A 23,650-nucleotide genomic window follows, 5' to 3' on the forward strand; every position below is an offset into this window, starting at 1 on the left:
AAGCCCGCGGGCTTCGCTTTTTTGCGCCACGTCAAAGCCAGGCTTAACGAGACTTTACAAACGGAATGCCAATCGCCTTCGGCGCGATGGATTTCGCCATCAGGCCCGCCAGCACGATCACGGTGACGACGTATGGCACCATCTGGATCAGCGAGCCGGGGATGCGGCCCACGACGGGCAAGTCCACGCCTTCAATCTGGATCTGGATGGCGGCGAAGAAGCCGAACATCAGGCAGCCGAGGAAAGTGTAGACGGGGCGCCAGTTGCCGAAGACCATGGCCGTCAGGGCCAGGTAGCCGGCGCCAGCCGACATGTCGCGCAGGAAGAAGCCGCTTTGCACGATGGCAAGATACGCGCCCGAGAACGAGCACAGGATGCCGGCCACCAGCATGGCCAGGTAGCGCGTCGCTTCCACGCTCACACCAGCCGAGTCGGCCGCGTGCGGGTTTTCGCCGCAGGCGCGCAGGCGCAGGCCGAAGCGCGTGTGGTACAGCAGCCAGTGCACGAGCGGGATCAGCAGGAACGCCACGTAGACGAGGATGGAATGGCCGCCGATCAGGTGGGCATACACCCAGCCGATGAAGGGAATGTGTTCCACGTACTGCGTGCCCGGCAAGACCACGTCGAACAGCCGCGCCGAACCGAGGTCGGGCGTGCGGCCGCCCTGCTGGAAGAAAAATTGTGCCAGCACAAACGTCAAGCCGCTCATGGCGATGTTGATGGCCATGCCGGCCACCAGCTGATTACCCTTTTGCGTGATGCTGACGTACGCCTGCAGCAGGGCCAGCGCGACGCAGACGAGCATGCCGGCAGCCATGCCGTAGTACGGGTTTTGCGTCGTGTAGGCCACGGCGGCGGAAGCAAACGCGCTGGCCAGGATCTTGCCTTCCAGGCCGATGTCGATCATGCCGCTGCGTTCGGCGAACAGGCCGGCCATGGCGGCAAAGATCAGGACGGGCGCATTGCGCACGGTCGATACCAGGATGCTGGCGAAATGAAAGTCGTCGAGTGTCATGGTGTTAGCCTTTGGTGCGCTTGAGCAGAGCGGAAATGGCCGGTGCGTAGAAGTTTTCCATGGCGCCGCAGAACAGGATGATCAAGCCCTGGATGAAAATGAAAGTTTCCGTCGGGATATTCGGTTTTTCCAGCGACAGGTCGAATCCGCCCTGGATCAGCGCACCGAACAGCACGGCCGACAGGAAGATGCCGACCGGGTGCTGGCGGCCCATCAGGGCGATGGCGATGCCGATGAAGCCGGCGCCACCGACGAAGTTGAGCGACAGGTAGTGCGTCGAGCCCATGATGGAATTGACGGAACCCAGGCCCGCCAGCGCGCCGGAAATGAGCATGACGATGATGATCATCTTGCTGATCGACACACCTGCGTAGTGGGCCGCGTGCTTGTTGAGGCCCGTGGCGCGCAGCTTGAAGCCCCACGACGAACGCCAGACCATCACGCCATAGATGACCAGCGCGGCGATCGCCAGGATAAAGCTGATGTTCAGCGGCGTGTCGCCCAGCGACGGGAACCAGGTGGAGAGGCGCGGCATTTCGCCGCTTTCCGCAAACACGCGGCTGGCCGTGTTCTGCTCGCCCGGCGGAATCAGGTACTTTACGATAATAAAATTCATCAGGCTGGCGGCGATGAAGTTGAACATGATGGTGGTCACCACGATATGGCTGCCGCGCTTGGCTTGCAGGTAGCCGGGCAAGAAGCCCCATAATGCGCCGAACAGGGCCGCACCGATCATGGCGGCGGGAATCAGGAGCCAGGCGGGCAGGGTCTGGTCGAAAGCCAGCATGGCGACAGTCAAGCCCAGGCCGCCGATATACATCTGGCCTTCGGAACCGATATTGAACAGCCCGGCCTGCATCGCCACGGAAACGGACAGGCCCGTGAAGATGAAGGTGCTGGCGTAGAACAGGGTGTAGCTCAAGCCTTCCGGATTGAGGATGGCGCTGTTGATCAGGATCAACAGCGATTCGGCCGGGTCTTCGCCCAGCATATAAATCACCAGGGCGGCGACCAGCAAGGCCGACAGCAGGTTTAACATGGGCATGACAAAGGCTGTCGCCCAGCGTGGCAAGTCGTTATTCATGATTTATGCATTCCCCCCATCAACAGACCGATGCGGGTGGTATCGAATTCTTCAATTTTCAGTTCGCCGGTGATGCGTCCGCCGCACATGACGAGAATGCGGTCGGCCAGCGCCCGCACTTCTTCCAGTTCGACGGACACCAGCAGGATCGCCACGCCCGCGTCGCGCAGGGCCAGCAATTGCGTATGGATGCTTTCGATGGTGCCGATGTCGACGCCGCGCGTGGGCTGCCCCACCAGCATCAGTTTCGGCTTGGCCAGTACTTCGCGCGCGATCACCACCTTTTGCTGGTTACCGCCCGACAACAAGCCGATGCGCAGATCCGGATTGGCCGGACGCACGTCGAAAGTCTTCAGTAATTCCGCGCAGCGGGCGCCGATGGCCTTGAAGTTGAACAAACCCCAGCGGTTTTTCAGGTGATCCTGGTAACCGAGGATGGTGTTCTGCATGACGGAAAAATTCTTCACCACGCCATCGCGCAAGCGGTCTTCCGGAATGTGGGCAATGCCCAGTTCGCGGAAGGCCAGCGGCAAGCCGTCGGCATCGTGGCGCTTGGCAAATGGCAAGTCCTTGTCCAGGAAGCGCAGCTTGCCGGACGTCGGCAAGCGCATGCCCGAGAGGATTTCCAGCAGTTCGCTCTGGCCATTGCCCGAGACCCCCGCGATGGCGACGATTTCGCCGGCGCGCAAGTTGAAACCTATGTCGGCCAGCAATTTGACCTGCTGCTCGTCAGCCAGTTGCAAACCGTCAACTTCCAGCACCGTGGCGCCCGGATTGTACGGTGCGCGCGGCAAGTGGCTCTGGATGGGGCGGCCCACCATCATGTTGGCCAGTTCTTCCTTCGAGGTGCCGGCGGCGTCGCCACGGCGCCCACCACCGTGCCGCCGCGCATGACGGTGACGTTGTCGGTGATTTCCAGGATCTCTTGCAGCTTGTGCGTGATCAAGATGATGGTCTTGCCTTGTTCCTTGAACAAGCGCAAGATTTCAAACAGCGAGGCCGTTTCCTGGGCCGTCAGCACGGCCGTCGGCTCGTCGAGGATCAGGATATTGGCGCTGCGGTAAATCTGCTTGAGGATTTCCACGCGCTGTTGCGCGCCGACGGACAGGTCTTCGATCTTCGCCAGCGGGTCGACGTCGAGGCGGTAGCGCGCGCAAATCTCGCGCAATTTCGCTTCCGCTTCCGTGCGGTGGCTGGCCAGGCGGAAACCGCCTTCCGTGCCCAGCATGATATTGTCGAGGACGGTGAAGTTTTCGACCAGCATGAAGTGCTGGTGCACCATGCCGATGCCGAGGTTGATCGCTTCCTGGCTGTTGCGGATAGGCTGTACTTTACCGTCGAGCAAGATTTCTCCGCCGTCGGCACGGTAATACCCGTACAGGATGCTCATCAAGGTCGATTTGCCGGCGCCATTCTCTCCCACCAGGCCGTGGATACTGCCCTTGGCGATGGAGAAGCTGACGTCGGCGTTCGCCTTCACATGTCCAAACTGCTTGGAAATGCTGCGAAATTCTACTGCTGGCTGCATAGGTTCATAACTGGATAGTTTCATGGAAACGCGCCGCGCGGAGACAGGCCCCGGCGGCGCGCTAAAAGATACGGAGAAAAATTAAACCGGGCAGCTGCTGCCGACGCGGTAATCGATCACTTTGATCTTGCCATCGATAATGTCCTTACGCGCACCCAACACGCGTTTTTCGATTTCCGGCGTAATCAGCTTGCGGTTGTTCGCGTCGAGCGCCCAATCCACGCCGCCTTCTTTCAAGCCTTTATAGCTGACGCCACCTTTCCAGGTGCCGTTCTTGACTTCCATGAAGCTGTCGTAGACCGTGTTGTCGACGCGCTTGACCATCGAGTCAGGATGCTGCCTGGATACAAATGGTTCTGGTTCGAATCGACGCCGATGGCCAGCTTGCCTTTTTCCTTGGCCATTTGCAGGGTGCCCATGCCGCTGCCGCCAGCGACGGCGAAGACGACATCGACGCCGCGCTCGAATTGCGAGCGGGCCAGTTCGCCACCCTTGGCCGGGTCATTCCAGGCGCCGGACGTGGTGCCGACCATGTTTTGCGTGATTTCCGCTTTTGCATTCACGGCCTTGACGCCTTGCGCGTAGCCGCAGGCGAAGTTGCGGATCAGGGGAATATCGATGCCGCCGATGAAGCCGACCTTCTTGCTCTTGCTGGCCATGGCCGCAGCCACGCCCACCAGGTAGGAGCCTTCTTCTTCCTTGAAGACAACGGAATTGACGTTGCTGCCGGCAGCCTGGCCATCGATCAGCACGAATTTGACGTTCGGGAATTCCTTGGCGACCTTTTGCACGGCTTGCGTTTGCGCAAAGCCGATGGCGGCGATCATGTCGAGTTTCTTGCGGGCCAGGCCGCGCATGACTTGCTCGGCTTGCGTATCGCTCGATGCCTGGACTTCGATGAAGGAAATGCCCGTGTCTTTTTTGAAGCGCGAGGCGCCTTCGAAAGCGGATTGGTTGAACGACTTGTCGAACTTGCCGCCCGCGTCATACACGACACCCAGTTTTGGGGTAGCCGCGGACGCTTGAGCAGTCAGAAATACGGCTGCGATCGTCAAACTAAATTGTGTAAGTTTCATGAATTGGCTCCTGGAAGATCGATATTGTATATTTTTTATAGGTGAAACATATAATTTGGGGCCGATTTAGCCTGTTTTTGATGCACGAGGTGATAATTCCTTATCAACATTGCACTGTATTGCACAAGATCATTGCTGGCCTCGACTGCTTTGATGTCGACAGTGTGATGCTCATGCAACAGTCGCGCCCCGTCTCTTTTATAGGTACAACATCGAATGGGGCTGCCGGAGCGGGCTGGGATGCGCCGTCAGTGGACGGGCTGGGCAAGCACGGAACCGGCGCCGCGATGGGCGTCCGAATCACTATGCATCATGCCAGATATGTATGACAAATACGTTTTTGTTTATGTATTTATATGCGGCGCATATAAATGGCCTGTCAGGCTGATGGGGGATTGATGATATTCAGGAAAGCCCGCACGACGGGAGCGTCATCGAGCGTCGTGTAGCTGATGTACAGGTTGGCCGACGGCGGATTCGTCTTGATGGGCAGGAAGACGACGCCGGGCCAGCCGATGCGGCTCGTCGTTTCCGGCACCAGGGTCACGCCCAGGCCCGCGCCCACCATGGCCAGCAGGGTTTGCGGTTCGCTCGCTTCCTGGAAAATCACGGGTTCGAAACCCGCGTTGATGCAGCATTGCACCAGGTAGCGGGGAAACGCGGATTTGTCGAGGTTGAGGGTCAGCATCGGCTCGTGGGCGATGTCGATCAGCTCGATGGCGGTGTTTTTCGCCAGTGGATGGTGTTCATTGACGGCCACGCAGACGTTTTCGCGGAAGCACAGTTCCTGGCGCAGGTTGTCGTGGCGCAAGTCGTCGTCATTGAGCTTGGGTTCGCGCCAGAAACCCACGTCGATCTGCTTGGCGCGCAAGGCTTCATATTGCACCGTGGGACCGAATTCATGGATGGTCCAGGTGACGCGGGGGAATTTGGTCTGGAATTCTTCCAGCAGGCTGGGGATGGGGCCCCACATGGCCGAGCCGACGATGCCCACGCGCAAGCGGCCCACTTCGCCGCGGTCGATCTGGCGGATGGTGTCGATGGTCATGCGCATCTTGGCCAACAGTTCGGCCGCCTCGTTCATCAGCGCCTTGCCCGCCACGGTCAGCTCGAAGGTGCGCGTGGTGCGCGCAAACAGGCGAACGCCCAGTTCGCTTTCCAGTTTCATGATCTGCTGGCTCAGGGGCGGCTGCGAGATATGCAGGCGCTCGGCGGCGCGGCTGAAGCTTTTCTCCTCGGCAACGGCAAGAAAATACTTTAACTGTTTCAGATCGATGGACATGCTTTCCTTGCATTACCTGATACTAAGCGAAAACCTAAGCGCGGGAACGGCGCGCGAGCCTGAAGGCTGCGCGCTTTTTTATGGCAGTCCTATTATCGTGCCACGACAGCCTGCATGGCAATGGCCAGCGCGGTGCCGACATGCGCATTGTGCTTGACCAGGGCGATATTCGTCGCCAGGCTGCGGCCATCCGTCAGTTGCTTGATGCGCGACAACAGGAAAGGCGTGACTTGCTTGCCCTTCACGCCGCCCGCGTCCGCTTCCTGCAGCGCTTGCGTGGTGATCGCATCGATTTCTTCCTTCGGCATCGCTTGCGCGGCGGGCACGGGGTTGCTGACGATCACGCCGCCTTTCAAGCCCAGCTGCCACTTGGTGCCGATGAAGGCGGCCTGTTCCTCAGCCGTGTCGAGGCGGAAATCGGCCTTGAAGCCGCTTTCGCGCGTGAAGAAGGCGGGAAAACCTTCCTGGCCCACGCTGATGACGGGCACGCCATGGGTTTCCAGGTATTCCAGGGTCAGGCCGATGTCGAGGATGGATTTGACGCCCGCGCAGACGACGGCGACGGAGGTTTGCGCCAGTTCCTGCAAGTCGGCGGAAATGTCGAAGCTCGTTTCCGCGCCGCGGTGCACGCCGCCGATGCCGCCCGTGACGAACACGGCGATGCCGGCCAGTTCCGCGCAGATCATGGTGGCGGCCACGGTGGTGGCGCCCAGTTTGCGCTGCGACAAGACGAATGGCAAGTCGCGGCGGCTGACCTTCATGGCGTCGGGCGAGGTGCCCAGCAATTCCAGCTGTTCCGGCGACAGGCCCACGCAGATCTTGCCGTCGATGATGGCGATGGTGGCCGGCACGGCGCCGCCGTCGCGGATGATCTGTTCCACTTCGCGCGCCATTTCCACGTTTTGCGGATACGGCATGCCGTGCGAAATGATGGTCGATTCCAGCGCCACGATGGCCTTGCCGGCGGGCGCGCGCGCGTCGAGGACTTCTTGCGAGAACGAGAGGAAGTTATTCAGTTGCGTCATGTGTCAATCCTGTTGAAAGAGGGTAGGGGGAGGCGGCGCCAGGTCGGCGTCGTCGATATCGTCGAGGGCGCCGGCCGAAATCTGGGGCGAGACGGTGGCAGCCGATTCCAGGGTCATGGCCGCCAGCTTCAAGCCGCGCCGGCATGCCAGTTTCAAATCGCTGCTGTCGTGGTAGAGCGACCAGCAGACGGCGGCGGAAAACGCGTCGCCGGCGCCCGTCACGTCGACGGCGTCCACTTCGCGCGCGGCCAGGTGGACGATGGGCGCGTCCAGGCTGTCGCCATCGGTGAAATACACGCCTTCGCCGCCGCAGGTGACGATCACCTGGCGCGCGCCCTGGCGCTGCACTTCGCGGCAGGCGGCGCGCACCTCAAACGCCGTTGGCAAGGCCCGCGCCACGCGCGTTTCCAGTTCGCCCCGGTTGAGGATCAGCAAGTGCAAGCCCGTCAGGTCTTGCGGCAGGTGCGCCATCTTCGGCTGCGAGACGGCGACGATGACCAGCGGCGTCGCACGGGCAGCATCCTGGCGCGCATCGGCCAGCAGTGCCTGCACGCTATCGTGGCCCAGGTTCAGGTCGCAGACGGTGAGGGCGGCGGCGGCGCGCTGCGGCTGGCGGCTGTGCAAAAAGGCGGGCGTCAGCTGTTCATACAGTTGCATGTTGGCCATCGCCAGCAGCATTTCGCCATGTTCATCGAGCACGGCCGTATAGGTGCCGCTGCTGGTGTTGCTCAGGTGCAGGCTGCCGCGCATGTCGATGCCCGCGTCTTCCGCGTGCGTCTGCAGCGCGTGGCCGGCCGCATCGTCGCCCAGCGCCGTCAGCAGGGCGACGGGAATCGACAATCGGGCCAGGTTTTCCGCGATGTTGCGGCCCACGCCGCCAAACACTTCTTCCGAACGCACGGGATTCGAGGTGCCCATCTGCAGGGTAGCCAGGGTGCGCATCTTGCGGTCGAGGTTGGCGGCGCCTATGCACAGCACGGGGCGGCTGTCGGGCAGCACGTAAGCGCGTCCCAGCAGGCGCCGCTCGCGGATCAGCCCGGCGATGTGGCCGGCGACGGCCGAGCGCGACAAGCCCAGTTCGCTCGCCAGGTCTTGCTGCGAGATGAAGGGATTGTTGCGGATCAGCGTGTACAGCTGGTCTTTTTTATTGGTATCGGTCACAGGTTTTCGCTGAAGGATTAAACATTTGTCCGAAACTGTAAACATTTGTCTTTGTGGTGTCAAGCTCGTCTCAAAGGTGCGCGAAACGTGTTCGTATGGAGCTTGTATGCATGCATTTCCGGGGCATTGCCGGGGCGTGGCCGCTGCTGGCGGACGAACGCTTGCCTGGACTATAATATCGGCGATTTATATTTAAATTGTATAAATTGGTAAGAAAAATGGTATTTGCCATACATATTCCGTTTGATGCATAGTGGCGGCAAATAGAGACAATACGCATTTCGATATACCTGTAACACCATACAAACCCGATACCTGGGCCGCAGCCCCTCACCGGGCGCGGCTGCGCAGGCAGCAACCATCATCATTAGTCAATCAGAGGATAACCATGTCGAACAACGCCCCTTTCCACGCCGCCGAAATCATCCGTGCCCGCGCTCCTGAAAATTTCAAGCCGCGCGTGGCGATGATCCTCGGCTCCGGCCTGGGTGTGTTGGCCGAGCAGATGACGGACGCCGTCAGCATCAGCTTTGACGAATTGCCAGGTTTTCCGATCAGCACCGTGCACGGCCATGCGGGCGAACTGGTGGTCGGCACCCTGTCGGGCGTCGCCGTCGTCTGCATGAAGGGCCGTGGCCACTTCTATGAAGGCTATGGCATGGGCGTGATGACGAGCGCCATCCGCACCTTGAAACTGCTGGGCTGCGAAATGCTGTTCGTCACCAACGCCGCCGGTTCCCTGCGCCCTGAAGTGGACGCCGGCAGCCTGGTCGCCATCAGCGACCCATATCAACCTGCTGCCAGGCACGCCGATGGTCGGCCCGAACGACGACCGCTTCGGCCCGCGCTTCTTCAGCATGGCCAACGCCTACGACGCCGAACTGCGCCAGCAAGTCAAGGACACTGCAGCCGCCAGCGGCATCACCCTGCACGAAGGCGTGTTCGTCGCCTACCCTGGCCCGAACTTCGAGACGGCCGCCGAAATCCGCATGATGGCCCGCCTGGGCGCCGATACGGTCGGCATGTCCGTGGTGCCGGAAGTGGTCTCGGCCCGCCATTGCGACCTGAAAGTGGTGGGCGTGTCCGTCATCACCAACCTGGCCGAAGGCATGTCGCCATTCGCCCTGTCGCACGAGCAAACCCTGAAATACGCGGCCATCGGCGCAAAAGACCTGGTCAAGCTGATTCTGGCCTTCCTCTCCAAAGTAGCTGAAAAGCCGCAAGCCTAAGCACTTTTTTTACGCAGTAGCGGCGCGCCGGCCACCGGCGCTGCCGCGTGGCAGGCCGGGGAAATCCGGCCTACACTGTTCGCATCACCCCGCATCAATCCATAAAGCGAGCCTTATCATGTCACGCGCATTTATCCTCCTGCTTGATTCCTTCGGCCTTGGCGCGACGCCAGACGCCGCCAAGTATGGCGACGCAGGTGCCAATACCTTTGGCCACATTGCCAGCACTGTCGCCAAAAGCGGCAAGACCTTGAAACTCCCGAACATGGAACGCCTGGGACTGGGCGCCGCCGCGCACCTGGCCAGCGGCGAATGGGCCACGGGCTTCGACCAGCGCGACGGCTTCACCGGCGCCTACGGCGCGGCGCGCGAGCGCTCCACCGGCAAGGACACGCAGAGCGGCCACTGGGAAATCGCCGGCGTGCCCGTCGAATTCGACTGGGGCTATTTTCCCCGCACCACGCCGTCGTTCCCGGCCGACCTGACCGACAAACTCAAAGCCCTGTCCGGCGTGCCCGGCTTCCTGGGCGACTGCCATGCCTCGGGCACGGACATCATCAACAAGCATGGCGACGAGCACGTCGCCACCGGCAAGCTGATTATCTATACCTCGGGCGACTCGGTGATGCAGATCGCCGCGCACGAAGAATCGTTCGGCCTCGAGCGCCTGTACGAAGTGTGCGAAATGGCCTTCAAGCTGGTCGAGCCGTACAACATCGGCCGCGTCATCGCCCGCCCGTTCACGGGCAGCAACGGCAATTACACGCGCACTTCCAACCGCCACGACTATGCGGTGGCGCCGCCAAGCAAGACCCTGCTCGACCACGTGAAGGATGCGGGCGGCGAAGTCGTCGGCCTGGGCAAGATCAGCGACATTTTCGCCACCCAGGGTATTTCCAGAGTCGTGAAGGGCGTCGACAACATGGCGCTGTTCGAAGCGCTGCTGAAGACGGCCGATGAAGTGCAGGACAAGTCGCTCACTTTCGTGAACTTCGTCGATTTCGACCAGGCGTTCGGCCACCGCCGCAACGTCGAGGGCTATGCCGACGCGCTGCGCGAAATGGATGCGCGCCTGCCGGAATTCATGGCCAAGCTGAAGGAAGGCGACCTGGTCGTGATCACTGCCGACCATGGCTGCGACCCCACCTGGCACGGCTCCGACCACACCCGCGAACACATTCCGATGATTTTCTTCGGTCCCGGCGTCGCCCCGCGCGCACTGGGTATTTCCGAGACGTTCTCCGATATTGGCCAAACCCTCGCCAAGCACCTTGGCGTACCACCACTTGCTAATGGAACCAGCTTGTTATGACACTCATGCACCCCGAATTCAAGCGTAACGAGGCCGTCGGCCTCGACCTGGGCTGGATCAACCAGATCCGCGTCAACCGCGCCGCGACGGACCGCCGCGCGGCCAGCCTGGCGAACCGCCGTACCGTGAAAAAGGAATACCAGGCCGCCTGGCTGGTGAAAGCCATCCAGATGATCGACCTGACCACCCTGGGCGGCGACGATACGCCGGGCCGCGTGGAGCGCCTGTGCATGAAGGCCATGCGTCCGCTGCGCGCCGACCTGATGGCCGCACTGGGTCTGACGCAGCTGAGCACCGGCGCCGTGTGCGTGTACCACGAGATGATCGCCCCGGCCGTGAACGTCATCCAGGGCCGCTTGCCTATCGCTGCCGTGTCGACCGCCTTCCCGGCCGGCCTGACGAACATGGAAACGAAGCTGCGCGAGATCGAACTGTCGGTCGCCGCGGGCGCTTCGGAAATCGATATCGTCATCACGCGCCAGCACGTCCTGAACGGCAACTGGCAAGTGCTGTACGACGAAATGCTGGCTTACCGCAAGGCGTGCGGCGAAGCGCACGTGAAGGCGATTCTCGCCACGGGCGACTTGCTGACCATGGAAAACGTGGCCAAGGCGTCGTGGGTCTGCATGATGGCCGGCGCCGATTTCATCAAGACGTCCACCGGCAAGGAAAGCGTCAACGCCACCATTCCCGTGGCCCTGACGATGGTGCGCACGGTGCGCGAATACTATGAACAGACGGGTTTCAAGGTGGGCTTCAAGCCGGCCGGCGGCGTCAGTTCGGCCAAGAGCGCGCTGCAGTTCCTGACCCTGATGAAGGAAGAGCTGGGCAACGAATGGCTGCAGCCGCACCTGTTCCGCATCGGCGCTTCCAGCCTGCTGACCGACATCGAGCGCCAGCTCGAGCACTACGTCACCGGCAGCTACTCGGCCAATCATCGTCACGCACAACCTTAAAGAACAATCGTCATGCCAACAATTAACGAGATTCTCACTACTATGGACTACGGCCCTGCTCCCGAAAGTCAAAAAGAAGCGCAAGCGTGGCTCGACGGCCATCAGCGCACATTCGGCCTGTTCATTGACAACGCCTGGAGCGAGCCGGCCGAACTGTTCGCCTCGACCAATCCTGCCGATGGCACGCAGCTGGCCGAACTGACGCAAGCCACCGATGCGGACGTGGAACGGGCTGTGGAAGCGGCGCGCCGCGCGCTGCCCGTATGGCAAGGCATGGGAGGCCATGGCCGCGCCAAGGTCATGTACGCGCTGGCCCGTCTGCTGCAAAGGCATTCGCGCCTGTTCGCCGTGCTCGAAACCCTGGACAACGGCAAGACCATCCGCGAAACGCGCGATATCGACCTGCCGCTGGCCGCGCGCCATTTCTACCATCACGCCGGCTGGGCGCAGCTGCAGTCGGAAGAATTCGCCGACTACCGCGCCGTGGGCGTGGTGGGCCAGATCGTGCCGTGGAATTTCCCCCTGCTGATGCTGTCGTGGAAAATCGCTCCGGCCCTGGCGGCCGGTAACACGGTCGTCTTCAAGCCGGCCGAATTCACGTCGCTGACCGCCATGCTGTTCGCCGAATTGTGCGTGCAGGCGGGCGTGCCGGCCGGCGTGGTCAACATCGTCACGGGCGACGGCCGCGTGGGTTCGGCCATCGTCAACCACCCCGGCGTCGACAAGATCGCGTTTACGGGTTCCACCGAAGTAGGCCGCTTGATCCGCGAAGCGACGGCCGGCAGCGGCAAGAAGCTGTCGCTGGAATTGGGCGGCAAGTCGCCGTTCATCGTCTTCGAAGACGCGGACCTGGACGGCGCCGTGGAAGGCCTGGTCGACTCGATCTGGTTCAACCAGGGACAAGTGTGCTGCGCCGGCTCGCGCCTGCTGGTGCAGGAATCGGTCCAGGAGCGCTTCCTGAACAAGGTACGCGCCCGCATGGAAAACCTGCGCCTCGGCTCGCCCCTGGACAAATCGATGGACGTGGGCGCGCTGGTCGACCCCGTGCAGCGCCAGCGCATCGCCGCGCTGGTCGATACCGCCCGTGCCGAAGGCTGCGACGTGTGGCAACCGGCGTGCGAATTGCCGGCTGACGGCTCGTGGTTCCCGCCGACCCTGATCACGGGCGCGTCGACCTCGGCCGCCGTGGCACAGGCTGAAATCTTCGGCCCCGTGCTGGTGGCCATGAGCTTCCGCACGCCGCCTGAAGCGGTGCAGCTGGCGAACAACACGGTGTACGGCCTGGCCGCCAGCGTGTGGACCGAGTCGATCAGCCTGGCCCTCGATATCGCGCCCGCCATCAAGGCTGGCGTGGTGTGGATCAACAGCGCCAACCAGTTCGACGCGGCCTGCGGCTTCGGCGGCTACCGCGAATCGGGCTTCGGTCGTGAAGGCGGCCGTGAAGGCATGCTGGAATACATGACGGCCCTGGCCGAAGATGCACGTCCGGCCTTGCCGGTGGTGGAAGCGAAAGCCAAGACCAATGCGAAGCCGGCGGCAGCCGACCCGTTCGCGATCGACCGCACGGCCAAGATGTACATCGGCGGCAAGCAGGCGCGCCCTGACAGCGCCTACAGCGTGCCCGTGTTCGGTGCCAACGGCACCCTGCTGGCCGAAGTGGGCGTGGGCAGCCGCAAGGACATCCGCAACGCCGTCGAAGCGGCCCATAAGGCGTCCGGCTGGACCAGCGCCACGGCGCACAACCGCGCGCAAGTGCTGTACTACATCGCCGAAAACCTCGCTGCGCGCGCCGATGAATTTGCCGCCCGCATCGCTGCCATGACGGGCAGTAAAAACCCGGAGAAGGAAGTGCAGGCTTCGATCGAACGCCTGTTCTACTATGCCGCCTGGGCCGACAAGTACGACGGCCTGGCGCACCAGCCGCCAACCAAGGGCATCACCGTGGCGCTGAACGAAGCGGTCGGCGTGATCGGCATCGTCTGCCCGAATGAAGCGCCACTGCTGGGCTTCATTTCGCTGGTGGCGCCGGCCATCGCGCTGGGCAACCGAGTGGTGGTGGTGCCGTCGGAAGCGCATCCGCTCTCCGCGCTGGACCTGTATCAGGTGTTCGACACGTCCGACCTGCCGGGCGGCGTCGTCAACATCATCAGCGGCAACGCCGATGAACTGGCGCGCACCCTGGCCACGCACGCCGACATCGACGCCGTCTGGCGCCATGACGGTTCCGGCGAAGGCTGCGCGGAAGTCGAGCGCCTGTCGGCCGGCACCCTGAAGCGCACCTGGGTCGGCGGCGCCAAGGGCCGCGACTGGTACAGCGCCGCGCAAAGCGGCGGCCGTGCCGTGCTGGCGCATGCGTCGCAAGTGAAAAACGTGTGGATACCTTACGGCGTCTGATTGACAACTGGAGTTGCAAAGCTGGGGTCAGAACCTTAGGGACTGACCCCAGTCTATTATGATCGGAGTTAATTCATGTTTTTGACCCAGGAAATCATCCGCAAGAAGCGCGACAAGGGCGTCTTGAGCGCCGAGGAAATCCAGTTTTTCGTGCGCGGCATCACTGACGGCAGCGTCAGCGAAGGGCAGATCGCGGCACTCGGCATGGCCGTCTATTTCAACGACATGAACATGGACGAGCGCGTGGCGTTCACCCTGGCCATGCGCGATTCCGGCCAGGTGCTGGACTGGCGCTCGCTGAACCTGCCGGGACCCATCGTCGATAAGCATTCGACGGGCGGCGTGGGCGACGTCGTCTCCCTGCTGCTGGGGCCCATGGTCGCCGCATGCGGCGGCTACGTGCCGATGATCTCGGGCCGCGGCCTGGGCCACACGGGCGGCACCCTGGACAAGTTCGACGCCATTCCCGGCTACTGCACGGTGCCGGACAATGCACTGTTCCGCAAGGTGGTGCAGGAGATCGGCGTGGCCATCATCGGCCAGACGGCGCAGCTGGCGCCGGCCGACAAGCGTTTTTACGGCATCCGCGATGTCACCGCCACGGTAGAATCGGTGGCGATGATCACCGGCTCCATCCTGTCGAAGAAACTGTCGGCCGGCCTGGACGCGCTGGTGATGGACGTGAAAGTGGGCAGCGGCGCCTTCATGCCGACCTACGACAAGTCGGTGGAACTGGCCGAGAGCATCGTCGCCGTCGGCAACGGCGCGGGCATGCAGACGTCGGCGATTCTGACGGACATGAACGAGTCGCTGGCGCCATACGCCGGCAATGCGCTGGAAGTGCGCGGCGCCATGGATTACCTGACGGGCCGTTCGCGTCCCGCGCGCCTGCACGAAGTCACCTTGTCGCTGTGCGCCGAGATGCTGGTGCTGGGCGGCCTGGCCGCCACGGAAGAGGACGCGCGCGTGAAATTGATGGCGGCCCTCGATTCGGGCGCGGCGGCCGAGCGCTTTGCGCGCATGGTGTCCGCCCTGGGCGGCCCGGCCGATCTGGTCGAGAACCCGGACAAGCACCTGGAGCTGGCGCCGTTCATCGTGCCGGCGCCGGCGCTGTCGGCCGGCTTTGCCAACGTGCGCGATTGCCGCGCCATCGGCCTGGCCGTGGTGGCCCTGGGTGGTGGCCGCCGCCGTCCGACGGACAGCATCGATTTCGCCGTCGGCCTGACGGACCTCGTGGGCCTGGGCGAGCAGGTGGCCGTGGGCCAGCCGCTGGCCATGGTGCACGCGCGCACGGAAGAGGCGGCGCAGCTGGCCGTCAAGGAAATCCAGGACGCGTATGCCATCAGCGCCGTGGCGCTGGCGGGCAATCCGGTGATTTATCGTACCATTCGTCCATAACTTAACCCTAGAAGCAAAATCTGGGGTCAGTCCTTGCAGGATTGGAATGCGTCCCATTGGAACGCATTCCCCCTGAGGGTCTGACCCCGGCCTTTCGCGGGTTTTACAGATAGATAAGCAAATGAACAACCAAGAACTGATCGCCGAAGCCAACGCCGGCCGCGAACTGGCCTACGCGCCGTATTCGCGTTTCAAGGTGGGCGCGGCATTGCTGTGCAAGGATGGCCGCGTCTTCCGCGGCTGTAACGTGGAAAACGCCGCGTATGGCCTGTGCAACTGCGCCGAGCGCACGGCGTTTTTCAGCGCCATCGCGCATGGCTGCAAACCGGGCGACTTCGCCAAACTGGCCGTCACGGGCGACACGGTCGAGCCGATTTCGCCATGCGGCGCCTGCCGCCAGGTGATCTTCGAGATGGGAGGCGCCGACCTGCCCGTGATCCTGACGAACCTGAAAAACGACATCATGGAAGTGACGGCGGGCTGGCTGCTGCCGCACGGCTTCGGCAATTCCGACCTGGACATGAAGTAACAGGATCCGCTTGAACAAGACGATCGACATCCAGGCCGCCGTGGCGATTGCCGCGGCCGAAGCCATGGCGGCGAAGACGCAGGGCACCTTTGGCGTGGGCGGCGTGCTGCTCGATGGCGCCGGCAACGTGCTGCAATCGATGCACAACAATGTCGTGCGCCAGGGCCTGGTGTTCGATCCCACCGCCCATGGCGAGCGCCAGCTGGTGGACTGGTATTTCGCCGAGCGGGCCAAGGGCGCGCCCTTGCCGCCGCCGGGAGAACTGACCATCGTCACCTCGCTCGACCCCTGCTGCATGTGCACGGGCGCCATCCTGGCGGCTGGTTTCAACGTGGTGGTGGCCGCGCCCGACGTCAAGGCGGGCATCAATTACGATGGCAGCGCCACGTTTACGGCCTTGCCGTCGCCGCTGCAGGCGCAGGCGGGCCGCAGCTTCTGCTATCCGGCCGTGCGCGGTGCCACCGAGTACGCGCGTGCCCCGTCCGGCGCCGCGCCCAGATCTTTTTTCATCGGCAAGAGCATCCACGAGGCGACGCAGGCACTGTGCTCGCTCGTGTTCGAAGCGACATCGGCGCAGGTGATGCAGCTGCTGAACGCCGGCGACGACGTGCCCTTGCGCGATCCGGCCGCCTTGCCGCCCGAGCACGCGGTGGTGCGCGCCTTGCGGCGCCGCTATCCCGACGCCCTGACTTACCGCTGCGACCCGCACGCGCCCGATGCGGGCCTGGCGCCATTCCTGCAGGCGGCCATGGAACAGGATCTGCGCGATGGTGGCCAGGGCGATGCGGCCGCCTTGCTCGATTCCTTCGGTAACCTGCTGCTGTGCATGCCGGGGAAATTGAGTCAATCGGCCATCCGCACGCCGTTCATGGAATGCACGCGCCAGTACGCGCAGCTGCGCTTTGAGCTGATGGCGAATGCGGCGCCGGCGCTGCAGGAAGAAATCAAAAGCTACCTGGGCCACCCCAAGCACGGCACCTTCGTGCTGGCCATCGGCCCGGATGACAGCGCCGCCAGTTTCATGACCCTGGGCGCCTACGGCTCCACCATGGAAGGGGCGCTGCCGGAGAATAATCCGGCGCAATTCCAGTACGTGCGACCCGCCATGGCGGAAGACGCGCTGCTGGCGCTGTGCGAGTCGATGCCGCCGCTATACCGCAAGCTGATACGCATCCGGCCGCGCCAGGTGGCGGACCAGGCCCTGGTCCAGGCGCTAGGCTAGCCTAGGCATCGTCGTCGGGCAGGTTTTTCAGCAGGAAGTCGCGCACGTTGTCGCCGGCCACGCGGTGGATCTGTGCTTCCGACAGGCCCGCGTCCAGCAGCGCCTGCGTCAATCGCGGCAGGCCGGCCGCGTCGATGGCCGTGGTGACGGCGCCGTCGAAGTCCGAACCATAGGCCACGTGTTCGGCGCCGATCAGCTTGACCGTGTACTTGATGGCGCGCGCGATCGATGCCACGTCCTTGCCGCAGACGGCCGTATTCCAGAAACCGATGCCCACCAGGCCACCTTGGGCGGCGATGCGTTTCAATTGTGCGTCGCTCAGGTTGCGCCCGTTGGCGCAGGTGCCGCGCACGCCCGTGTGCGACACCATCACGGGGCGTTTCGCCATCGTTAATACGTCGTCGATGGTGGCTGGCGAGGCGTGCGCCAGGTCGACGATCATCTTGCGCTGTTCCATGGCGCGCAGCCATTGCCGGCCCAGCGGCGTCAGGCCGCCTTTTTTCAAGCCATGCTGGGAGCCGGACAGTTCCGTGTCGAAGAAATGCGTGGGCGCGGCCATGCGATAGCCGGCCCGGTACAGAGTATCGAGGTTGTCCAGCTTGCCTTCGAGCGCATGCGCGCCTTCCAGTGTCAGCCAGCCGGCCAGCAGGGCGGGATCTTGCTCACGCGCGGCGATGAAGCTGCGCAGCTGGGCGCGGCTGCCGATCACGCGCACCTTGCCATGGCTCTTGGCCGCTTGCTGGCGCAGCTCGTCGGCCTGGTAAGTGGCGCGCGCCAGCAGGCTGGTCCAGGTGGCCGGCGGCAAGCCTTGCGCCACCACCAGTGCCGTGATGTTGTCCGTGTCGCTGCCATTGCGCTCGATATTCATCTTGCGCGGCGTCTTGGTGACGACGGAAAAGGCTTGCAGCGCCACGTTGGCCCGCTGCAGGCGGGGGAAGTCGACGTGCCCGCGCTGGCTGTCGCGGTTCAGATTGCGTTGCCACAGCAGGCTGTCCGCGTGCAGGTCGGCAATCCACAGGCTCTGGTGCAGGGCCATGGCCGCTGTCGACGGCGCCTTGCCGGACGGTGCGTGGATACGGTTGAGGTGCTCGTCGACGAGGACGGGGGCGGACAGGAAACCGCCGATCAGCGCAAGGCTGGCGGCGGTGAGGGTGCTGATAATCATTGTTCTCCGTTTTACCATGGATCGTAGGTGCCCAGGCTCCAGATGTGGCCTTCCGGGTCGCGGCAGGTAAAGCCCCCGTCCGCCGTAATCTTCATCCTTGATGTCGAGCACGATCTCGGCGCCGGCTTCGCGCGCGCTACGGTAGACGGCGTCGGCGTCGTTGACGACCAGGTAGCAATTTTGCGTGTTGGCGCCGCCGATTTCACTGGGCAGTTTCATCAGGCGGCCATAGTCGCTGTCGAGGACCGGCGCCACCATGACCATGCCGTTGCCAAAGCTCAGTTGTGCGTGGGCGACACCACCGTTGCCGTCAGGTACGACTAATTGTTTTTCAAAGCCGAGCGCCTTGCATAGCCATTCGATGGCGGCGGGCGCGTCATGGTAGCGCAGGCAGGGAATGGTCGTATTTACTGTAGCTTTTGCTATCGTGGTCATCAGAAAACTCCTATGGCTGTGGGGGAGTAGCTTCGATCATGGATACTGCGTGGCGTTCCGTATCAACCCCATCCATCGGAATGGGTTTGATGCTGGTCAGTGCTGTGCCCATCCATATTGCCATAGAATAATCATTGCACTCTTGCTACGGCTCAAATTTTTATTGCGGCGATTGCTGTGAGTCCGCCGCTTTCTGTTCCGCGCCGGCATCGTCGCTGTTGCTTGCCCATTTCAGCAGCATGACGAGGGCAAACAGCATGATAGCCAGCGGCAAGATGGTGATCAGGAACGCCAGGCCCAGGCAGCACGCCAGCAGCATGGGCCAGGACATGGCGCGCAGGGCGGCCATTCCCTGGCGCGCATAAGCGCACAGCTCGTTCCAGATTGCGCTGAAGGAAGTGCCGCCCGGTGCCGGATTGATGTCTTTCATGCCGTTCTCCTGTGGTTGCCGCTGCCGTATGCAGGCTGGCGATGAATCCACTATAGGTAAAACCTTGCTGCCGGGCATCGCGTATGCGACGAATGGCAGGAATGGCGGAGCGAACGGCGACAAATCAGGACAAACTGCTATTCAAACACCTTGAGTTTCAGCTGGAAACTGAGGGCGCCATACAGGCGGTCCTTGTAGGACGGCACGATGCGATATTCACGCCCACGCGCTGGTACTCATAGCTGATGGTGGGGACCAGGGCCGGGAACCAGTCACCATCGCGCATCTTCGGATAGCCGCTGAAGCCGCCAACGACGGCACCGACGCGCAGCGGGCCTACCTTGATGGGCTGGTAGTACACGCCCAGGTAGTTCGAATAGGCGCGGTCGCTATTGTAGAAGCGGCCAGCCGTGACCGACGCAACCGTGGAAAAGCGGTATTCGGCGCCCAGGCCCGGATTGCTGTCGTTCAAGTTCTTGTCGCGCTGAAAGTGATACGAATAAAAGCCCGCGTTGAGCCAGGTTTCGCTCAGCGGCTGATTGTCTATCATGCCCACTGTCTGCGCCTGTGCCGTGGATGCCGCTGCCAGCAGCGCCGCGCAGGCGACCTTGCCCAGCAATGACGCGGTGCGCGCCGATGACCATTGTTTCATGCCTGTTCCTTATCCTGTGGGTATCGCGTCGCCATTGCAAACGCTCCAGCGCGCCATGCTATCACTGCTCGTTTGTTCCTTGGAAATTTCATCACGTGCCGGGCACTGCCGCAGGCAGGGCGATGGCCGCCTGCACCATGTGCGCGATCAGGAATTCGGCATCTTCGTAATCCTTGCGCGTGAGCTGCTTGCGCTCCAGCACCAGGGCCATCTGCGTCGAAAAATCCGCATACGACTGGGTCATGGCCCAGATGGCGAACATCAGGTGCGTGGCGTTGACGGGCGCGATCCGGCCGGCGGCGATCCATGCCTCGAAGACGGCGATATCCTTGCGCAGCAGCGGCACGACCCGGTCGCGTATCTGCGCGCCGTACAGGGGCGCGCCATTGATCACTTCCAGCGCATACACGCGCGAAGCCCACGGCTGTTCGCGTGAAAAACGCAGCTTGGCGCCGATGTACGCACGCAGCACGTCGCGCGGCTCGTCGTGTTCATTGGCCAGCGATTCCATGCGCGCCAGCCAGTCGTCGAGCACATCGTCGAGCACGCGCTGGTACAGCAGCTGCTTGGAGGGGAAGTAATACATCAGGTTTTGCTTCGACAGGCCGGCCCGCTCGGCGATGGTGGCGATCGACGCGCCTTCATAGCCGCTTTGCGCGAAGGCGCGCACGGCTTGCTCCAGGATGTCCGCTTCCAGGCGGTCGCGGTTTTGCAGGCGCCGGCCACCGGCATTTTTCACGGAAAGGGCAGGGGATTTATCGCTGGCCATGGCGGGTTCTTTAGCGTGGGCGTATCGATTGCAGGAAGGCTTGCAGCACGGGGGTGTCGGTGTAGGCCACGTTGAAGCGGAACCACACCGTCTCGGGCGCGCGCAGCATGAAAAATTCGTTCGGCGACAGCAGGATGCCGGCCTTTAATGCCATGTCGGCGATGATCTTGCCATTCCATTCCGGCGTCTGCAGGTCGGGCCAGCCGGCGCTGACGAACATGCCGCCGCGCGGGCGCGCCACGGGCGCCATGCCCGCCTGCGCCAGGCAATCGATGCTGCGCTCGCGGGCCGCATCGAGTTGCGCCACCAGGCGTTCCACCATGCGCTTGTAGGGCCGCGCGCTGATGGCGTGGTAGACGGCGCGCTCGTTGATTTCCGACGTCGTCAGTCCTGCCAGCATTTTCACGCGCACCAGTTCGGCCACCAGCGACGGCGAGGCGCAAATCGATCCCACGCGCAGCACGGGCGACAGGGTCTTGGAAAAACTGCCCACGCGGATCACGCGGCGCAAGCCGTCCATCGCCGCCAGCGACGCTTCGCCGCGCGCCGCCAGTTCGCGGTAGATATCGTCCTCCACCAGCCAGAAATCGAATTGCTCGGCCAGCGCCAGCAGGCGGTGCGCCTGCGCCTGGCTCAAGGAAGTACCGAGCGGATTTTGCAGCACCGTGTTGACGAACATGAGTTTCGGCTGCGTGCGCGCGGCTTCAACGGCCAGCGCATCGAGATCGAGGCCCGCCTCGCCGCGGGCAATGCCGACGGGGATGCAACCGTGGTGGCGTATCAGCGACTGCAGGTTGCTGTAGCCGGGGTCTTCCACCAGTACCGTGTCGCCCGGTTTGGTCAGGCTGCGCAGGATCAAGTCAAAAGCATGCGTGGCGCCGTGCGTCAGCAAGACCTGGTCCGGTTCCACCTGGAACAGCTCTTCCGACAGGCATGTTGCCAGGTGCTGGCGCAGCGAAGGAAAGCCCAGCGGGTGGCCATAGCCGCGCAGGCGGCTGGCGGGAATGCGCATGGCCTGGCGCACGGCGTCGAGCACGGTCGCCTCGCCATACAGCTCGGGCGGCAGCCAGCCCGCCCCCACCGGCAGGGCGTCGGACACGCCCGAATACAGGTCCGGCGTGAGGGCATCGATGGCGGTGGGACTGGCGTGGATGCTTGCCTGCGGCGAGGCGGGGATATCGTGGCGCGCGACGAAATAGCCGGAACCGCGCCGCGACGACAGCAGGCCGAGGTTGACCAGGCGGTCGTACGATTCGACGACGGTAAAGGTCGACACGCCATTGCAGCGGGCGAACTGGCGCACGGACGGCATGCGCGTGCCGATGCGCAGGGCGCGGCTGCCCACCATGACGCTGATGGCGACGACGATCTGCTCGACCAGGCCGCCCTTTTTCTGGCGGTCGATGTCGAGCACGGGCCAGCCGCTGGCATTGCCGTCGCCCTCGTCCTGCTTCACCTTGTGTGTTACCGGTGGCTCCATATGCTGCCTTGCACAAAACTGTAGTGGTTTTTCGACCTGTACGGTTGGGATGTTTTGCCGTTTGTGTATCTGTGCCATTGGGGATGGCCTGTCTATTATTACATCAGCTTTTTGCCAACTGGTAAATTATTTTACGCTTCGTCAAAAACGATCCTGGCCCCGCGCCAGCCCATCCCAAGGAGAAGGTCATGAACGAAACAAGGCCGGAATCGATGTCGGCATTCTGGATGCCGTTTACGAATAACCGTGATTTCAAGGCCAACCCGCGCTTGCTGGTGTCGGCCGAAGGCATGTACTACAAGGACGTCGATGGCAACGCCATCCTCGATGGCACGGCGGGATTGTGGTGCGTGCCATGCGGCCATGCGCAGCCGAAAATCGTCGGCGCCATCCGCGAGATGGTGGGCCAGCTCGACTTCGCGCCGACCTTCCAGATGGGCCATCCGGCCGCCTTCGACCTAGCGGAAAAACTGATGGATTACACGGGGCATAAATTTGGCCACGTGTTTTATACGAACTCCGGTTCCGAGGCCGTAGATACGGCCCTGAAGATCGCGCTGGCCTATCATCGGGCGCGCGGCGAGGGCGCGCGCACGCGCCTGATCGGCCGCGAACGCGGTTACCACGGCGTGGGCTTCGGCGGCATTTCCGTTGGCGGCATCGGCGGCAACCGCAAGACCTTCGGCCCCCTGCTGCCGGGCGTGGACCACCTGCCGCACACGCACAACCTGAACCAGAATGCCTACACGGTGGGCGAGCCCGAATACGGTACCCACCTGGCCGACGAGCTGGAACGCATCGTCGCCCTGCACGACGCATCGACGATTGCCGCCGTCATCGTCGAACCGGTGGCCGGTTCCACTGGCGTGCTGATCCCGCCGAAAGGCTATCTGAAACGCTTGCGCGAACTGTGCACCAAGCACGGCATCCTCTTGATCTTCGATGAAGTCATCACGGGTTTCGGCCGCATGACGACGCCGTTCGCCGCCGATTATTTCGACGTCGAGCCGGATCTGATGACGACGGCCAAGGGCCTGACCAACGGCATGGTGCCGATGGGTGCCGTGTTTAGCAAAAAGTATATCCACGACGCCTTCATGGAGGCGCCACCGGGCATCGAACTGTTCCACGGCTACACGTATTCCGGCCACCCGCTGGCCTGCGCCGCCTCGCTGGCCACCTTGCAGGTGTTCGAGGAGCAGGACATCCTGGGCCACGCTAAAGCGATGCAGGCGTACTGGAGCGACGCCGTGCATTCGCTGAAAGGCTTGCCGCACGTGATCGATTTGCGCAGCATCGGCCTGATCGCTGGCATCGAACTCGATCCCATCGCCGGCAAGCCCGGCACGCGCGCCTTCAACGCCTTCAAGCAGGCCTTCGCCGACGGCGTGCTGATACGCACGACGGGCGACATCATCGCCCTGTCGCCGCCGCTGGTGCTGGAAAAACAGCATATCGACGAGCTGTTTGGCAAGCTGGCCAAGGTATTAAAGAATCTCGACTAAGGA

The 23,650-nt window shown here is 62.8% G+C and carries 18 protein-coding genes and 4 pseudogenes; 8 read left to right on the top strand and 14 right to left on the bottom strand.

The genetic code is table 11. The annotated features are described in order from the left end of the window. Positions 1-43: 43 nt before the first annotated feature. The 8 genes and pseudogenes from ACQVLG_RS12830 to ACQVLG_RS12865 form a co-directional block, all read right to left on the bottom strand. Positions 44-1,015 carry an ABC transporter permease gene (locus ACQVLG_RS12830; protein ID WP_086145100.1) on the bottom strand — a complete coding sequence of 324 codons (972 nt, stop codon included), beginning with the start codon at positions 1,013-1,015 and terminating at the stop codon, positions 44-46. Positions 1,016-1,019: 4 nt separating this feature from the next. Further along, the gene (locus ACQVLG_RS12835) at positions 1,020-2,099 is read right to left on the bottom strand and encodes an ABC transporter permease (protein WP_474294894.1); all 1,080 of its coding nucleotides are present in this window, start codon (positions 2,097-2,099) and stop codon (positions 1,020-1,022) included. Then, positions 2,096-2,923 (bottom strand): ATP-binding cassette domain-containing protein, encoded by an 828-nt coding sequence (locus tag ACQVLG_RS12840; protein ID WP_474294896.1) that lies wholly within the window; start codon positions 2,921-2,923, stop codon positions 2,096-2,098. The genes ACQVLG_RS12835 and ACQVLG_RS12840 overlap by 4 nt, the downstream gene beginning before the upstream one ends. After that, positions 2,920-3,627 carry an ATP-binding cassette domain-containing protein gene (locus ACQVLG_RS12845; protein WP_474294897.1) on the bottom strand — a complete coding sequence of 236 codons (708 nt, stop codon included), beginning with the start codon at positions 3,625-3,627 and terminating at the stop codon, positions 2,920-2,922. Before ACQVLG_RS12845 ends, ACQVLG_RS12840 begins: the two co-directional genes overlap by 4 nt. A gap of 81 nt (positions 3,628-3,708) precedes the next feature. Continuing rightward, positions 3,709-4,703: pseudogene (locus tag ACQVLG_RS12850) on the bottom strand (BMP family lipoprotein). A 379-nt stretch (positions 4,704-5,082) separates the two neighbouring features. After that, entirely contained in the window at positions 5,083-5,985 is a 903-nt protein-coding gene (locus ACQVLG_RS12855) for a LysR family transcriptional regulator (RefSeq protein ID WP_086140167.1), read from the bottom strand. A gap of 92 nt (positions 5,986-6,077) precedes the next feature. Next, entirely contained in the window at positions 6,078-7,010 is a 933-nt protein-coding gene (locus ACQVLG_RS12860) for a pseudouridine-5'-phosphate glycosidase (protein ID WP_474294899.1), read from the bottom strand. Positions 7,011-7,013: 3 nt separating this feature from the next. Next, the gene (locus ACQVLG_RS12865; protein ID WP_474294901.1) at positions 7,014-8,171 is read right to left on the bottom strand and encodes a carbohydrate kinase family protein; all 1,158 of its coding nucleotides are present in this window, start codon (positions 8,169-8,171) and stop codon (positions 7,014-7,016) included. A 388-nt stretch (positions 8,172-8,559) separates the two neighbouring features. Here ACQVLG_RS12865 and xapA point away from each other — a divergent pair. The 7 genes and pseudogenes from xapA (at position 8,560) to ACQVLG_RS12900 (ending at position 17,211) form a co-directional block, all read left to right on the top strand. Continuing rightward, positions 8,560-9,400 (top strand): annotated as a pseudogene (gene xapA, locus ACQVLG_RS12870) (xanthosine phosphorylase). Between the two features lie 118 nt (positions 9,401-9,518). Continuing rightward, positions 9,519-10,712: a phosphopentomutase gene (locus ACQVLG_RS12875; RefSeq protein WP_070219353.1), complete on the top strand. Its 1,194-nt coding sequence runs from the start codon at positions 9,519-9,521 to the stop codon at positions 10,710-10,712. Then, complete coding sequence (deoC, locus tag ACQVLG_RS12880) at positions 10,709-11,668, top strand: deoxyribose-phosphate aldolase (RefSeq protein ID WP_474294903.1); 960 nt, start codon at positions 10,709-10,711, stop codon at positions 11,666-11,668. Before ACQVLG_RS12875 ends, deoC begins: the two co-directional genes overlap by 4 nt. Positions 11,669-11,680: 12 nt before the next feature. After that, complete coding sequence (locus ACQVLG_RS12885; protein WP_474294905.1) at positions 11,681-14,062, top strand: aldehyde dehydrogenase family protein; 2,382 nt, start codon at positions 11,681-11,683, stop codon at positions 14,060-14,062. Between the two features lie 75 nt (positions 14,063-14,137). Beyond that, the gene (deoA, locus tag ACQVLG_RS12890) at positions 14,138-15,460 is read left to right on the top strand and encodes a thymidine phosphorylase (protein ID WP_474294907.1); all 1,323 of its coding nucleotides are present in this window, start codon (positions 14,138-14,140) and stop codon (positions 15,458-15,460) included. A gap of 121 nt (positions 15,461-15,581) precedes the next feature. Next, positions 15,582-15,989, top strand: a complete 408-nt coding sequence (locus ACQVLG_RS12895) for a cytidine deaminase (RefSeq protein ID WP_474294909.1) — start codon at positions 15,582-15,584, stop codon at positions 15,987-15,989. A gap of 4 nt (positions 15,990-15,993) precedes the next feature. Next, positions 15,994-17,211, top strand: a complete 1,218-nt coding sequence (locus ACQVLG_RS12900) for a nucleoside deaminase (protein WP_474295642.1) — start codon at positions 15,994-15,996, stop codon at positions 17,209-17,211. A 1-nt stretch (position 17,212) separates the two neighbouring features. On the opposite strand, the gene ACQVLG_RS12905 is transcribed toward ACQVLG_RS12900, so the two are convergent. From ACQVLG_RS12905 to ACQVLG_RS12930, 6 genes and pseudogenes are all read right to left on the bottom strand, one after another. Then, a complete protein-coding gene (locus tag ACQVLG_RS12905) occupies positions 17,213-18,394 on the bottom strand; it encodes a dipeptidase (protein WP_474294911.1) in 1,182 nt (393 codons plus the stop codon). Then, positions 18,388-18,811: pseudogene (locus tag ACQVLG_RS12910) on the bottom strand (VOC family protein). The gene ACQVLG_RS12905 and the pseudogene ACQVLG_RS12910 overlap by 7 nt, the downstream one beginning before the upstream one ends. A 160-nt stretch (positions 18,812-18,971) precedes the next feature. Next, positions 18,972-19,241 carry a hypothetical protein gene (locus ACQVLG_RS12915; protein WP_230538796.1) on the bottom strand — a complete coding sequence of 90 codons (270 nt, stop codon included), beginning with the start codon at positions 19,239-19,241 and terminating at the stop codon, positions 18,972-18,974. Positions 19,242-19,378: 137 nt separating this feature from the next. After that, positions 19,379-19,893, bottom strand: a pseudogene (locus ACQVLG_RS12920) (hypothetical protein). 91 nt (positions 19,894-19,984) lie between these two features. After that, the gene (locus ACQVLG_RS12925) at positions 19,985-20,662 is read right to left on the bottom strand and encodes a TetR family transcriptional regulator C-terminal domain-containing protein (protein ID WP_474294913.1); all 678 of its coding nucleotides are present in this window, start codon (positions 20,660-20,662) and stop codon (positions 19,985-19,987) included. Between the two features lie 10 nt (positions 20,663-20,672). Then, positions 20,673-22,142 carry an aminotransferase-like domain-containing protein gene (locus tag ACQVLG_RS12930; protein ID WP_474294915.1) on the bottom strand — a complete coding sequence of 490 codons (1,470 nt, stop codon included), beginning with the start codon at positions 22,140-22,142 and terminating at the stop codon, positions 20,673-20,675. A gap of 188 nt (positions 22,143-22,330) precedes the next feature. On the opposite strand from ACQVLG_RS12930, the gene aptA reads away from it, so the two are divergent. Further along, positions 22,331-23,647 carry an omega-aminotransferase AptA gene (aptA, locus tag ACQVLG_RS12935; protein WP_474294917.1) on the top strand — a complete coding sequence of 439 codons (1,317 nt, stop codon included), beginning with the start codon at positions 22,331-22,333 and terminating at the stop codon, positions 23,645-23,647. Positions 23,648-23,650: the final 3 nt, after the last annotated feature.

It is taken from the genome of Janthinobacterium sp. TPC_1, assembly GCF_056037845.1.